Source organism: Vibrio sp. YMD68 (genome assembly GCF_029958905.1).
Taxonomy (GTDB): domain Bacteria; phylum Pseudomonadota; class Gammaproteobacteria; order Enterobacterales; family Vibrionaceae; genus Vibrio.
The window spans coordinates 1,737,731-1,751,373 of record NZ_CP124614.1; the positions used below are offsets into that span (position 1 = coordinate 1,737,731).

Below are 13,643 nucleotides of genomic sequence, written 5' to 3' on the forward strand. Positions count from 1 at the left end.
CTTGCTCTTTATGGCACCTCAATTGCATTAACCCCTTGTAAGAGAAAAAGTGACTTCTCGCTGAGATAAGGGGCCGAATATGAAACTTGCAAAAAACATACTCTTTGTTCATTGCGGAAACGATGACCATAAAGGCAATGAAAACAGTCTGCTTGGTATCATCGCGAACATGGATCGTGCTCGTTTTACGCCATTTATTTTGACGAACAGCCCTTTGCTTCACGACAAAATGCGCCAGATGGCTATTCATACTGAACTGGAGCCTTTTTCAATTCTGCTTGGCTGGTCAAGCCCACGGTTCAACATTCGTCAGTGGTTGACTCAAGTTAAATACGCAAAAGCCTACATCGCCAAAGCTAATATTGATTTAATCCATGTAAACAGCGGTGCGCCTTGTCAGTGGATGTATACGGTTGCCAAAGTAACGAAGACGCCAATGATCACTCAATTACACTCTGACTATTCTGCACGCGAACGTATCACATTAGGTCTCCATCACTCGCCTAGAATCATTGCGGTCAGCAAATCCATCACACACCAGCTCATCAAAGAAGGTTACCCGCAAGCGCGGCTATCCATTGTTCCTAACGGAATCGATGTGGATCGGCTTGAAAAACAAGGCGCGGTAGACATAAAAGCCCAACTTGATATTGGTGATGATGCCTTTACCTTTGTCACCGTGTGTTCTCTCGTCCACCGAAAAGGCGTGGACCGCCTACTTCTAGCGATGCGTCACTTGGTTATGGAATACCCACACGTTCACCTGGTTGTGATTGGTAATGGGCCTCAAAGAGAGCAATTAGAGCAACAAACTGATTATTTATACCTGTCGGATAATGTTCATTTTGTTGGCGAGCAACGTTACGTACAAAGTTGGTTGAAAGGTGGCAATGCCTTTGTCAGTGGCGCTCGTAAGGAGGCATTCAGTCTTGCGATTGCTGAAGCAGCTCTTGCTGGGCTGCCTATCATCGCACCTTATGAAGGGGGTGTTCCTGAAATACTAGAACATAAAAAAACCGCGATTTTCTATAAAAACACCAGTGGTACGTGCCCAATACTGAATGCGATGCGAGCGGTGGTTAAAAACCCAAAAAGTGCACAGGCCATTGGACTTCATGCTAAAGAACATATTTTGAAAAACCATACCGCTGTTCAAAATGTTAGGGCGATCGAGAAGATATACACAAAAGCGATGGCCGACAATACGGAAGACACGGTCGATCTCGTCACTCCTAGTTTGGTATCGCTCAACCCAATCAAGACCTTTCTAGCGGATCGTTTTGCATAATAACGTGATGAGAAATAGACAGAATATAAATAGACAAACACGCATGAAATGAAAATGTTATTTGACGCACTAAACGCTTTATAAAAAGAGCGTAATCACAAAGGCGAATATTATGATCATTGATAGACTTCCCAGTTCCTTAAAAAACATGCTGACCTATGCGGTAAGTATTTTTTTAGTCAAAGGCATTTCATTGATCATGCTGCCGATCATGGCTCAGTTTTTGTCTCCAGCACAGCTCGGCAAACTCGAGTTACTGGCGACAACCACGGTATTTCTGAGCTTATTGGTTGGCTTGGCTATGCATGAAAACCTCTATCGCTTCGTCGGCGAACTGAAATGCAAAGTCGAACAATTTAACAAGGTCAGTGAGCTTTATACTTACGCGGTGATGCTGTCGCTCATGGTCGGTTCTATCGTCACCATTGTGCTCTTTTTACTTCCGCCGCTTCAATCGGTGTTTACTGCCCTCGATATTGCGCTTTTGTGCACGGTGCTTGGCTTTGAAAGTGCGCTTGGGATAAGTATGGCTTGGTTGCGTTTTAAAGACCGAGCGTCCTCTTTCCTAGTGATCAGCGTGGTTAGCACGGTATTTCAAGTGTCAGCAATTCTCATCGTTTTGTATATCGCCCCGGTTGTCACCTATATTTATGCGGTTGGTGTGTTAACCGGGCTGTTGCAGCTCGTCATATTACACAAGACCAATGGTTTCACTTGGTCTTGGGGTGGAATGAGAAACCTCAAAAAACTGCTCATGTACTCGTTTCCACTGATGCTTTCTACGCTTGTGGCGTTTGGTTTGACTGGTGCGGAAAAGTGGATCATTGGGTATTCTTTTTCTATTGAAACTCTTGGCCTATATGCCGTGGCGGCTAAATTTGCTCTCGCTATGTGTATTCTGATCCAACCATTTAGCATGTGGTGGATGCCCAAGCGGTTTAACGCATTGTTGTACCAGGGAAAAGAATATACAGCACGCGTTACTCAATGTGGGTTCGTTTATATCGCAATTCTCGCTATCAGTGCAGCGAGTGTCAGCCAGTTGTTCATCACATGGGCCTTACCGTCAGACTACTTCCCTGCTGTTGAGTTGCTGACTGGGGTCATTGTCGTTGCATTATTTAAAGAGCTTTCTGACTTGTTTAACATCGGAATCCTCCAACAAAAGAAGACCCAGTTATTGCTGGTGATTAATGTTGTTTGTACTTTGGGTGGGCTTGGGCTGTGTTTAACGCTATCGTCGTACGGCATTTGGGGGATCATTGGCTCAATCGCGTTTGCGCAAGGATCACGGGCGGCTATACTGCTTTACTTCAGCCAGCGACTGGTAAAACTGCCGTTTCAATTTACCGCATTGCTCCTTATCCTCGTTAACACACTTGGCTGTTTAGCTCTCGGATTTATCTATACGCACCCTGTATGGCTCATATTAATTACCTTGTTTGGTGCTATATTCAATTTAGCTATCGCGTACCGATATGAATTTCTAAGTGTTTTCAATTTACCTCGTTTTTCGAGTGACTTGCAAAGAACTGTTCGAGGATCCTAATGACCAGTGAGCACCGTTTAAACTATGTGGGACTGGCTACCGTTTTTTGTTTGGTGATTGCCATCGCTTGGTATTTTGTCCCTCACCCGATTATTCCGATTATTATCGCGTTAATCCCGCTTGGTGCTTTGTTCGTACTCAGCCAGACTTTTTGGTTGGTGACACTCTTCGTTCTTTTTTCATTTTTCCGGATTCACGAAGCAATACCGGCCCTATACTCCCTTAAAATTCCTTTGATACTGTCACTGGGGGCGCTCTCTGCCCTGCTATGGCATACCCTAATCAGTCGAAAAATTCAGGTGTACTGGCACCGTTCACTAACATGGCTATCAGTGTTTTGGATCTTAGTCGTGATAGGAATTGTCTTTGCATCGAATATCGGTATTGCGGTTGCCAATTTCAAATCGATCTATTGGAAAATCATTGTCATGACGCTCGCGATAGCATGGTTAGTGAACAACGATAAAAACATCGGCCGAATCGCGATTATGATCGTTCTGTCAGGGGGGCTCATCGCTTGTGTTGCATTGTACAACTCTGCCAACGGTATCGATTTGGTCGAAGGAACTCGTGTTTCAATTGGCCGCTCTTTTGGCTCAATGCTGGGTGACCCTAACGATCTGTCGTTGGTTTTACTTTTCCCTCTCGCGTTTTCCATTGGATTATCCACTACCCAACGCGTCCCTATCATCACTCGATTTCTTGCTTTATTGATCACCTTTTTACTTATGAGCGCGATCATTGCTACTCAAAGTCGTGGTGGTCTATTGGGTTCGTTAGCCGTTATCGGAATCTATGCCTTTAAGTTGATCCGTTCAAAAACCCTACTGATTTCATTAGGGGTAATCGGTGCGATTGTCCTATATTTTGTTGCTGGGATTTCGGACCGATCATCAGGGGGAGCAGCCGAGGCTGGTATCGACGAATCAGCCATGGGGCGAATCTACGCTTGGGAAGCCGCATTTAAAATGGCTATAAGCAATCCATTGACCGGTGTGGGCTTAGATAACTTTTTTGCCAACTACTTTTTTTATAGCTCTCACTGGGACGGTCTCAATCACGCGGTACACAGTACCTGGTTTGGTGTTCTCGCTGAAACAGGGTTTCTTGGATTAATTGTATTTTTAGGATTCATTACCTCTCTAATACTCAGTGCCAGAAAAACACTGGCCGCCATTGCTCAAAACCCAAACCAATACTCCGTTAATCTCACTGTCGCTGCAAACGCTGTGTATGCAGGCCTATTAGGCACCATCGTTTCTGGCACTTTTCTGACTCAAGGTTTTAACTGGCCGATTTACATACTGGCTGCGCTGACTGTCGCGGTTGCCAACATCGCTCAAAACAGTTCTCAAAATGAGAATCAATAAACAACAACCAAAAAAAACCGAATCAACAACACCTAACCAACTGTAATTTAAATACTTATTTTCTGGCACGTTCTGTGTAATAGCTATAGTCATTAGAACAATTGTCAGGTGAACCTATGCTAGATACCCACACTAATAATTTTAAAACCTGGTTACAATGCCACCCTAACCCGGCTTTTCGTCATGTTTTTATGATTCTCAAAAAGATTCGCATGTTTGAAATCCCTACTCCTCAGCTTTTCAACAAAGCCGTTTACCAGATTTATAAGTTCATCTCTTCATTTTGGAATTCGGTGCTGCGTGTTTTTTTCCACACTCCAGCGTTCAAAGGTCGTCTTAATCACTATGGTCGCGGCTTGTATCTTTATGGTGGAATCCCATTTGTATCAGGTCCACTCAACATAACGCTAGGCGATGATTGCCGAATCTCAGGGCAAACTACATTAAGTGGACGTTCTCGAAGCCAAAACCCACACCTTAGGGTTGGCAATAATGTCGACATCAGCTGGCAAACCACCATTGCGGTAGGTCGAAACGTGATACTAGAAGACAACGTCCGTATCGCCGGTGGTGGATTTTTATTTGGCTATTCCGGCCATCCGTTAGATGCAGGTCGACGAGCACTTGGAGAGCCCGATGATGAGTCTCAAGTTGGCGATATCATTTTGAGAAAAGACGTCTGGCTTGGGACTAATGTGACGGTTCGCCAAGGGGTGACTATTGGAGAAGGCACAGTCGTTGGAGCCGGCAGCGTGGTGATTAGTGATCTTCCGCCTTATGTCATCGCCGCAGGCAATCCAGCGAAAGTCATTAAATCCATCTTACCTGAAACTCATGGAGGAGAACGTCATGCATGATCTCATTGTATTCGGCGAAGACTTTGGTGGCCTTCCTTCCAGTACCCAGCACCTGATTAAGCGTTTAGCGCAACAGCGTAAAGTTGTTTGGGTTAATTCCATCGGATTACGCCAACCTAAACTGAATTTGAACGATGCAAAACGTGTATGGAACAAGCTCTTGGGCCGTTCAAAATCAGGATTTTCGCCAAAACAACCACACTCTGCCGCAAGCGTTGCCTTTTTACACGAGAAAGAACACCAAGACGTAAGCAGCCCTAATCACGCAATGGATCTAACGATTGTCAATTTAAAAACCATTCCCGCGCCACAATCTCGCGTCGCAAGAAAGATCGCAAAGTCTCTCATATTACGCCAACTGAAACCCGTATTGAGTAAAGTAGGACTTCAACAACCTGTGCTTTGGTGCTCTTTACCCACCGCAGCCGATCTCTGTGGTCACCTAGGCGAAACCGCAGTGGTGTATTATTGTGGCGATGACTTTTCTTCATTGGCCGGTGTTGACCATAAAACCGTGAGCGAACATGAAGCAAAACTGATTTCTAAAGCCGACATGATCTTTGCTGCCAGCGAAGAAATGCAGTCTCGTTTCCCCGAGCATAAAACTCACTTGATTCCTCATGGTGTTGATGCCCAACTATTCGCTACACCAGCACCTAGAGCTCAAGACCTTCCTAATCGAGGCAGACCAATCGCCGGATTTTATGGAAGTCTCTCAAACTGGCTAGATTACGATATGCTCGAACAGGTCGTTAACCATAATCAGGATTGGGATTTTGTGTTCATTGGGCCACAAGAGTTGAGCGATTCTCGACTTCCCAAACATAGCAATGTGTTTTACTTAGGACCTAAGCCACATGAAGAATTGCCTCAATACAGCCAGCACTGGGATGTAAGTCTGCTACCCTTTAAGTTGAATGATCAAATAATCGCATGTAGCCCATTAAAACTCATGGAATATTTAGCATCAGGAAAGCCTATTGTTTCCACCTCATTTCCCGCATTAGAAGCGTATAAACGCTACGTAAATGTCGTTTCGAATAGCGAAGAAATGAGCCAAGCTTTACATCAAGCGAGACAACAAAAGCCACTGCCTTCAGGGATTGTAAATCACCATAGCTGGGATGCGCGCAGCAAATTGGTTGATAGGATGTTGGAGCAACTATGAATGAACTCAAGTATCGTTTACTCGTTATTTTTAGTGCCGCCTGGAGAAGGCGTTACCTGATTTGTTTACCGATTGTTATTCTTCCTTTCATCGGGGCAATAGTCTCTCAGCTCGCCCCTACCACATACCGTTCGCACACCAGTATGCTGATTCAAGAAACCGCCAAGATGAATCCCTTCTTGGAAGATCTAGCGGTATCAACCATGTTAAAAGATCGGCTTAACGCGCTCAGTACCTTACTCAAAAGTCGCCACGTACTCAATTCAGTGGCTTTAGAGCAAGGGTTAATCGATGAGTACTCGTCGCCAAGTGACATCGATAAAGTCATGTATGACATTTCAAACAGCCTTAATGTGACTCAGTTAGGAAAAGATTTTTTAAAAATTGAGCTTGAGTCTAAAGACAGTGAAGGCATGAAAGAGTTGCTTCAGTCTATCAGTGACCATTTTATTGAACAGCTGCTCGCGCCTGAACGTTCATCGATTAAAGATTCGAGTGAATTTTTGGCTTTTCATATTGAAAAGAGACAAAACGATCTCGATCTCGCTGAAGATGCGCTGGCTGATTTCAAAAATGATAACTCTTCTGTTAGCCCAGAGCTTCAAAGCCAAAGTTTGACGCGATTAGCCGTTCTAAAGCAAAGTCTTGCTGAAAAACAAGCCGAACTTGCTGGTGTTAAGAAAAGCTTGGGTAGCCTTGATGATCAACTTTCAAGAACCAATCCCGTGGTTGGGAAAATCGAAGAGCAGATTATAGAAATACGCAGTGAACTCAGTTCGTTAAAAGCCAGATACACGGAATCGCACAGCGCCGTTCAAGCAAAAAACCGCGAATTGTCTCGTTTAGAAAGTGAACGCTCTGCGCTGCTTAATGTCGAACAACCGAACCTTAACAGCGATCAACTTTGGGATATTGCCAGTACATCCACCTTAACCGACCTGTCTACGGTTCAGCCTTTGCTAGTGACACAACTCCACAGCCTTCAAATGGTTCGCAGCCAATTTGAATCTCTTAGTGAAGAGACTAAAAGCCTGAAACAGATGATCTTTGAACTTGAACAAAAAGCGAATAATTTTGGTGATAATGCCAAAGCGCTTTATCGTCTTCAACGGGACGTTCAAATCAAGCGTCAACTTTACGATGAGTTGGTCGAACGCTATGAAATGGCTCAGCTTACGGGCTCTTTAGGGGTCTTTGAGGAAAACAAGCGAGTCAAAATCATTGATTTACCTTATACCCCCAGCCGTCCTTCTAATCTGGCTCCTGTATTCTTTATTCTCGCAGGCTTAATCGCGGGTATCGCCCTTGGCTGCGGATTGGCCACCATTACTGAACTCTTTGACACTTCAATTCGACGTAAAGACCAACTTGAAGATCTTACCGGAATTCCTGTTATTACCATCATTCCAAAGGTAGGAAGCTAATCAATAGCTTTCTGCCTGTTTACAGCCATTATCTAGTGACGCTTTCCCTCATTTTGTTTTTCATATCGATTCTCAATTTGAGAGGGATGATTTAAACACCGACACAAACCACCTAAGTCATTAAAAATAAGAGATAAATTAAACTGGCACGCTCCCTGCAATTCTCTTTGTAATAAGCAAGATAAGTAATAGCACTTACGATGCCGTTAAACCAAGGAGCGCATATGAACTCGAAAGATTCCCAATTAGGACAGACCGTTGTCCATGTTGTACAGCACCTTGCGCCAGGCGGACTTGAAAGCCTTGCTCTCGATCTTCTCAGTTTTTCTACGCCATTAAACCGAGTCATGATCGTCAGCTTAGAAGGTGAAAAGAACCCATCTATCATGAACTGGCCACGGCTTAAACCTTTCGCTAATCAAGTGTTGTTTCTAGAAAAACAGCCTGGAGTAAAATTAACCACACTCGTTCAACTGATCAAAGTGTTCCGTCAAATCAAACCTGATGTCGTTCATACTCATCACATTGGTCCACTTGTTTATGCGGGTCTGGCGGCGAGATTGGCATCAGTTCCAGTAAGAATTCACACCGAGCATGATGTTTGGCACTTAAACAATGTTAAACACCGCCGCCTTGAAAGAGTCGCGCTAAACATCTCAAAACCCCAGTTGGTCGCTGATGCGGATCAGGTTAAAAACGCCCTGCTGACCCACTTTGCATACGAAAACACCATTACCATTAAAAATGGCATTGATGGGGATAAGTTCCAACCAGGATCAATGGATGTGGCTCGTAAACACTTCCACCTACCGAATGATAAAATACTGATTGGTTGCGCGGGCCGCTTAGAGCACGTTAAAGGGCACGACCTAGCGATTGCTGCACTCTCTTATCTGCCACGCAACATTGAACTTGTGATTGCTGGTGATGGCAGCCAACGTGAAAAATTGGCACAACTTGCTCAACAATACGCAGTGAGTGACCGCGTCACCTTTTTAGGATTAGTGGATAACATGCAACGATTCTATCAAGCTTTGGATGTATTCTGCATGCCATCACGCTCAGAAGGCTTTCCACTTTCTCCTCTTGAAGCGCAAGCCTGTAACGTACCAACCGCAGTGACGGATGTGGGCGCAAGTAAAGAGACGCTTTGCCCGATCAGCGGCCGCTTAATAAAAGCCAATGATGTGCATAATATGGTGGACGTGCTTTTTCAAATGGCTCGTAGTAATGCCAATTTAAATTCAAGCCTTCAACCTAAAATCGACGACAAAGAGACTCCACGCGCATTTGTTCTAAAACACAATAACATCAGAAACATGGTGAAGTCGTACGAGAACCTAGCATTGAAAGCATTGAACACGGAGGCGGCAGTATGAACAGTATCGTTGAGCTACTTGTTGTCTTGATATCAGCATTGAGTGCGATGCTTATCGTTTACCATCACGTCGGTTATCCGCTCTTTTTAAAATGGTATTCAAAGCGTCATCCACTTAACCATGTGTCTGACATCGAGAGAGGCTATCGCGGAAGCGAGCTGGACTCGACGCGTCCATCTATCACTATTTTAGTCCCTGCTTATAATGAAGAACGTTGGATAGCAGAAAAGATTCGTAATCTCGCGAGCTTGGATTATCCGAGAAAACGTTTATCGATCATTATAGCGTGCGACGGTTGCACAGATAACACGGTAGAAATTGCTCAGGACACCATACAAGAATCCATTTGCAGTGATGTTCACTTTGAAATACGCGACTTTGCTGAAAATATGGGAAAAGTCGCAGTGATAAATCATCAAATGAAAACGATCACCAGCGACATTACTGCACTTTCCGATGTTTCAGCTTTAATCTCAATTGACGCATTGTTAGTCGCTGAGCAGCACTTCCTTAACAAATCCACTGGTGTGGTGAACGGTCATTACCAATTGCTGTCAACTGGCAATGAAGGGGAAGCAAGCTATTGGAAATATCAGAGTCAACTCAAGCAAAACGAAGCGTCACTAGGTTCAACACTGGGCGCTCACGGAGCATTTTATCTGTTTAGAACGCACCTATTTGAACCTATTTGCGAAAACACCATTAACGATGATTTCATTTTACCGATGACCATAGTGAAACAAGGCTACAACACATTGTACGATGAAAAAATGGTGGCGCTAGAGTTAGAAGAGACGAATCAAAACAACGATTTTAAACGCCGTTTACGTATATCTGCTGGCAATATGCAACAGGTCATTCAACTATTTGGCCTATTCAACCCAAGATACAAAGGTGTCGCTTTTGCCTTTATATCAGGTAAAGGCCTAAGATTGGTGACGCCATACTTAATGCTTGTATGCTTGACAACGTCGATGATGTTGATGCATCACACTCTATTTTTTGCTGCCCTGATCGGTCAGTTGACGATCTACTCAATTGCTGGCTTGAGCCTGCTATTCCCAAGCTTATTCAAATGCAAATTATGCACACTTATTACCTACTTGGTATCAGGACATTTCGCTAACTTTGTTGGTGGGTTACGTTACCTACTTGGTTTTGAATCTGGTCGCTGGACGCGTGTAAATCACTAAGGATATTATTATGACAACGAATAAATCTACCCGTATTTCAATTTGGTTCGCAAAACGTGCTTTTGATTTAGTTGGCTCCGTTGTAGCGTTGTTATTGCTTAGCCCAATCATGCCGTTTATAGCCATCGCGATTAAATTGACATCAACTGGCCCTGTGTTTTACAAACAGCTGAGAGTTGGAAAATCCACCCCAAGCCACATGGCCTTTTTCGATATTATTAAGTTCCGAACCATGTACGAAGATGCTGAATCGCGCTCCGGCGCCGTGTGGGCAACGGAGGGTGACCCGCGCATCACTCCTGTAGGACGTTTTTTACGTAAAACTCGCCTTGATGAAATCCCGCAGTTGTTCAACGTCATCCGTGGTGAAATGTCGTTGATTGGTCCAAGGCCTGAACGCCCTAGTTTTTACAATAAATTAGAAACGGCCATCCCATATTTTGCTGATAGAACCTATGGCGTTATGCCCGGTATTACGGGGCTTGCTCAGGTAAACCAAGGATATGACACTTGTATTGATGATGTTCGCCGTAAGGTCGGGTTTGATCATAGTTACGCACTCTCTTTAGGCTCTTTACGCAACTGGTTATTGATGGATTTGAGTATCATTTCAAAGACCATTTTAGTCATGGTTGATGGTAGAGGCCGTTAACGCGACGAACATCCTGACCTTAGATTGTTTGTAATAATATAGGCCTATCGCTTCATTATATTTTCTTCGTCGCGTTGGGCCAATTTAATCAGTAATGGCGTTGCTACAACGCGATAGAAGTAAGAACCGAATCAATACAAGAACAAGACGCAACTTAGAACAAGATGGATAATAGGACGAGATAGATCTTAGAACAAGATAGAAGCTAGCGCTGTGCTTTGGTATCATATTGAGAAATTTACAAGCCTATCTATAACGGACTTTTTCATGCTTTTATCTCAATTGACTCAACCTATCTTTGACCATCTTTATCGCGATATCACAGAGTTTCGTAGCACCTTCGACCTGCCTGTTTCTGATGCCGCGAGCTTAAATGAAAAAGCCGATACATTGCATACTTCGCTAATTATCGAAGAGCTGACTGAACTGGCAGAAGCCGACTCAAAAATTGAACAAGCTGACGCCATTGTCGACAGTGTGTATGTTCTTATGGGCCGCCTTGTTCACCTCGGCCATAGCCAGGTCGACGATAACCTTGCCATTAGCTACCTGATTGATCTGCTGCTTAATGTGGCGATTAACCGTGATATTGAGTTCTTGCCATGCTGGGACGAAGTACACTCAAGTAATATGAGTAAGGTATGTCGCAATGAAGCGGAGTTCACAGAGACAGAAGCATTCTATGCAGAACAAGGAATCGCATTGATGGCGGCACAAAAAGGCAATTACATTATTGCTAAGTGCGCAGAAGATTTTGTAGCGGAAGGAAAAACCATTCGCCAAGGTAAAGTTCTAAAGTCCGTTTATTACCGCCCTGCCGATTTAACACCGCTTGTTTAATCTAATCAAAATCGGGGCATATTTAGCGTTTCTCGCACAGACACAGAAACCGTATTGAAACCAATTAGATATATTAGCCCGATCAAAATAGCGAGCCAGTAGCTCGCTATTTTTGTATTGAGTATTCCGTCTAGTCAAAAATCAAATAGGGTCGGTTGTCTACCTGCACTTTTTTTACTGGAATTTGGAATACCTCAGTGAGTAATTCTGGTTCCAACACCTCATTGACCTTACCCACTTTCTGCATGACGCCATTACTCATCAGAATTGCCCTGTCTGCATGGCGCAACGTTCGGTTCAAATCATGGTTAGCCATAATGACACAAAGTCCCCGTTTCGCCACTTCATCAATCAATCGATAAAGCAAACTTTCACGCGCTATGTCGAGAGGGGCGGCAGGTTCATCTAGCAGAAGCAGTTTGGCATGAGGGTTAATATCCGGCCATACCTGTAAACAGATAGAGGCGAGTCGCACACGTTGCCATTCCCCGCCAGATAAATGGTGAATAGAACGGTGAATTTTGTCTTGTATGCCGACTAACGCTGTCAGTGTCTCTATTGCTTGCTGAACCTTAGGATCATCAACATGGCAACAGTGCGGCACGGATAACGCAAGATACTGGAAAACCTCCAAGTTGAATGCAGGTCGATCACTTTGAGACAGGTAAGCCCGGTGCTCAGCGAGGGTTTCTAGTGAGGTATTTTCCACTTCAAGTGAATCGATAACCACGCTTCCAGTGAAGGACAATACTCCTGATATCGCGGAAAGCAGTGTACTTTTGCCACTGCCATTTGGACCGATGATGTGTGTCACCTCACCCGCTTTGCATTCAAACGAGAGAGGAAGAATTCTCGACACTACAGCAACACTTTTAACGTGAATCATGATTTTTCACCAGCATCCAAATGAAGATTGGTGCCCCTATGGTTGTGGTCACTGCGCCCAACGGTAACTCTGCAGAATCAAGAGCTAAACGTGCGATCAAATCGGCCACAACAGCCAGTAAAGCGCCACTTAACGCCGAAGCTGGGAGCAAATATTTGTTTTCCGTACCAAATGCTAAGCGCAAAAGATGCGGTACCACCAACCCAACAAACCCAATAACGCCACCGAGAGCCACAGACCCCCCCACCAAAATTGAAACCGCCACAATCAGCTTCCAACGTATGGCATCAATGTTGAGACCCAGTTGTTTTGCGTGTGCTTCGCCCATCATGAGTCGATCAAGCGTCTTCCCTTGTAAACAGAGGTAGATAATCACAGGGATCAGGAAGAGTGTCACCGTATGTTGCTGCCAGGTCGTTCCTCCAATGCTCCCCATTAGCCAATACATCAATTGTCGTAAACTGAGGTCATCACTGAAGTAAAATGCCCAAGTTACGACCGCACTGGCCAAAATCCCAAGCGCCACACCGACCAGTAATAGCCGAGCGGTGGTCAATCGCATCGCCTTAGCCATGGTCACTAAAATTAACGTAAACAGCATCGCCCCTGCCATCGCCGCTAACATAAACGCATAGGTGGATGACGCCATCGGAAAAAGAAACAACACCACGACCATTGCGACACTGGCCCCACCAGAGATACCAAGCACCCCCGGCTCTGCCAATACGTTACCTAAAAGGACTTGTAATACCGCGCCAGAAACGGCGAGCGAAGCACCTATCGCCATAGCTGCCAATAATCTAGGAAGACGTAATTGGTATAACAATTGATACTCTAGCGATGAAATTGGTTCAAAGGGAGAAATCGTCAGTTCACCGACGATCAAATACACCGCACTGCTGAAGAGTAATAGTGTAAAAAGAGTAAAAGAATAGCGCATCCAACGTCGATGCTTTTTTATGAGAAGCTGATTGAAATCCATGCTCTTATCAAACAACGATGCTTGAAGACCTGTGAAAAAAATAATGGCCTAACCT

12 protein-coding genes are annotated in these 13,643 nt (G+C 44.4%); 10 read left to right on the forward strand and 2 right to left on the reverse strand.

Annotated elements, in window-relative coordinates; all coding sequences use genetic code 11:
- Nucleotides 1-79 precede the first annotated feature (79 nt).
- From QF117_RS13975 to QF117_RS14020, 10 genes are all read left to right on the forward strand, one after another.
- Nucleotides 80-1,288: a glycosyltransferase gene (locus tag QF117_RS13975; RefSeq protein WP_282386264.1), complete on the forward strand. Its 1,209-nt coding sequence runs from the start codon at nt 80-82 to the stop codon at nt 1,286-1,288.
- A gap of 112 nt (nt 1,289-1,400) precedes the next feature.
- Nucleotides 1,401-2,837, forward strand: coding sequence for an oligosaccharide flippase family protein (locus QF117_RS13980; RefSeq protein ID WP_282386265.1), 1,437 nt, complete (start codon nt 1,401-1,403; stop codon nt 2,835-2,837).
- The gene (locus QF117_RS13985; RefSeq protein WP_282386266.1) at nt 2,837-4,207 is read left to right on the forward strand and encodes an O-antigen ligase family protein; all 1,371 of its coding nucleotides are present in this window, start codon (nt 2,837-2,839) and stop codon (nt 4,205-4,207) included. The genes QF117_RS13980 and QF117_RS13985 overlap by 1 nt, the downstream gene beginning before the upstream one ends.
- A gap of 116 nt (nt 4,208-4,323) precedes the next feature.
- The gene (locus QF117_RS13990; RefSeq protein ID WP_282386267.1) at nt 4,324-5,064 is read left to right on the forward strand and encodes an acyltransferase; all 741 of its coding nucleotides are present in this window, start codon (nt 4,324-4,326) and stop codon (nt 5,062-5,064) included.
- Nucleotides 5,057-6,232, forward strand: a complete 1,176-nt coding sequence (locus QF117_RS13995; RefSeq protein WP_282386268.1) for a glycosyltransferase — start codon at nt 5,057-5,059, stop codon at nt 6,230-6,232. The genes QF117_RS13990 and QF117_RS13995 overlap by 8 nt, the downstream gene beginning before the upstream one ends.
- The gene (locus tag QF117_RS14000) at nt 6,229-7,656 is read left to right on the forward strand and encodes a GNVR domain-containing protein (RefSeq protein WP_282386269.1); all 1,428 of its coding nucleotides are present in this window, start codon (nt 6,229-6,231) and stop codon (nt 7,654-7,656) included. The genes QF117_RS13995 and QF117_RS14000 overlap by 4 nt, the downstream gene beginning before the upstream one ends.
- Nucleotides 7,657-7,880: 224 nt before the next feature.
- Nucleotides 7,881-9,035: a glycosyltransferase gene (locus QF117_RS14005; protein ID WP_282386271.1), complete on the forward strand. Its 1,155-nt coding sequence runs from the start codon at nt 7,881-7,883 to the stop codon at nt 9,033-9,035.
- Complete coding sequence (locus QF117_RS14010; protein WP_282386272.1) at nt 9,032-10,228, forward strand: glycosyltransferase family 2 protein; 1,197 nt, start codon at nt 9,032-9,034, stop codon at nt 10,226-10,228. Before QF117_RS14005 ends, QF117_RS14010 begins: the two co-directional genes overlap by 4 nt.
- A 10-nt stretch (nt 10,229-10,238) precedes the next feature.
- Nucleotides 10,239-10,880 carry a sugar transferase gene (locus QF117_RS14015; protein ID WP_282386273.1) on the forward strand — a complete coding sequence of 214 codons (642 nt, stop codon included), beginning with the start codon at nt 10,239-10,241 and terminating at the stop codon, nt 10,878-10,880.
- A 267-nt stretch (nt 10,881-11,147) separates the two neighbouring features.
- Nucleotides 11,148-11,720, forward strand: coding sequence for a nucleoside triphosphate pyrophosphohydrolase family protein (locus tag QF117_RS14020; protein WP_282386274.1), 573 nt, complete (start codon nt 11,148-11,150; stop codon nt 11,718-11,720).
- Nucleotides 11,721-11,850: 130 nt separating this feature from the next.
- On the opposite strand, the gene btuD is transcribed toward QF117_RS14020, so the two are convergent.
- A complete protein-coding gene (btuD, locus tag QF117_RS14025) occupies nt 11,851-12,606 on the reverse strand; it encodes a vitamin B12 ABC transporter ATP-binding protein BtuD (protein ID WP_282386276.1) in 756 nt (251 codons plus the stop codon).
- A complete protein-coding gene (gene btuC / locus QF117_RS14030) occupies nt 12,593-13,588 on the reverse strand; it encodes a vitamin B12 ABC transporter permease BtuC (RefSeq protein ID WP_282386278.1) in 996 nt (331 codons plus the stop codon). The genes btuD and btuC overlap by 14 nt, the downstream gene beginning before the upstream one ends.
- Nucleotides 13,589-13,643 lie beyond the last annotated feature (55 nt).

Coding starts and splice junctions, on each gene's coding strand:
- QF117_RS13975 (WP_282386264.1), top strand. CDS start 80: ATGAAACTTGCAAAAAACATACTCTTTGTTCATTGCGGAAACGATGAC.
- QF117_RS13980 (WP_282386265.1), top strand. CDS start 1,401: ATGATCATTGATAGACTTCCCAGTTCCTTAAAAAACATGCTGACCTAT.
- QF117_RS13985 (WP_282386266.1), top strand. CDS start 2,837: ATGACCAGTGAGCACCGTTTAAACTATGTGGGACTGGCTACCGTTTTT.
- QF117_RS13990 (WP_282386267.1), top strand. CDS start 4,324: ATGCTAGATACCCACACTAATAATTTTAAAACCTGGTTACAATGCCAC.
- QF117_RS13995 (WP_282386268.1), top strand. CDS start 5,057: ATGCATGATCTCATTGTATTCGGCGAAGACTTTGGTGGCCTTCCTTCC.
- QF117_RS14000 (WP_282386269.1), top strand. CDS start 6,229: ATGAATGAACTCAAGTATCGTTTACTCGTTATTTTTAGTGCCGCCTGG.
- QF117_RS14005 (WP_282386271.1), top strand. CDS start 7,881: ATGAACTCGAAAGATTCCCAATTAGGACAGACCGTTGTCCATGTTGTA.
- QF117_RS14010 (WP_282386272.1), top strand. CDS start 9,032: ATGAACAGTATCGTTGAGCTACTTGTTGTCTTGATATCAGCATTGAGT.
- QF117_RS14015 (WP_282386273.1), top strand. CDS start 10,239: ATGACAACGAATAAATCTACCCGTATTTCAATTTGGTTCGCAAAACGT.
- QF117_RS14020 (WP_282386274.1), top strand. CDS start 11,148: ATGCTTTTATCTCAATTGACTCAACCTATCTTTGACCATCTTTATCGC.
- btuD (WP_282386276.1), bottom strand. CDS start 12,606: ATGATTCACGTTAAAAGTGTTGCTGTAGTGTCGAGAATTCTTCCTCTC.
- btuC (WP_282386278.1), bottom strand. CDS start 13,588: ATGGATTTCAATCAGCTTCTCATAAAAAAGCATCGACGTTGGATGCGC.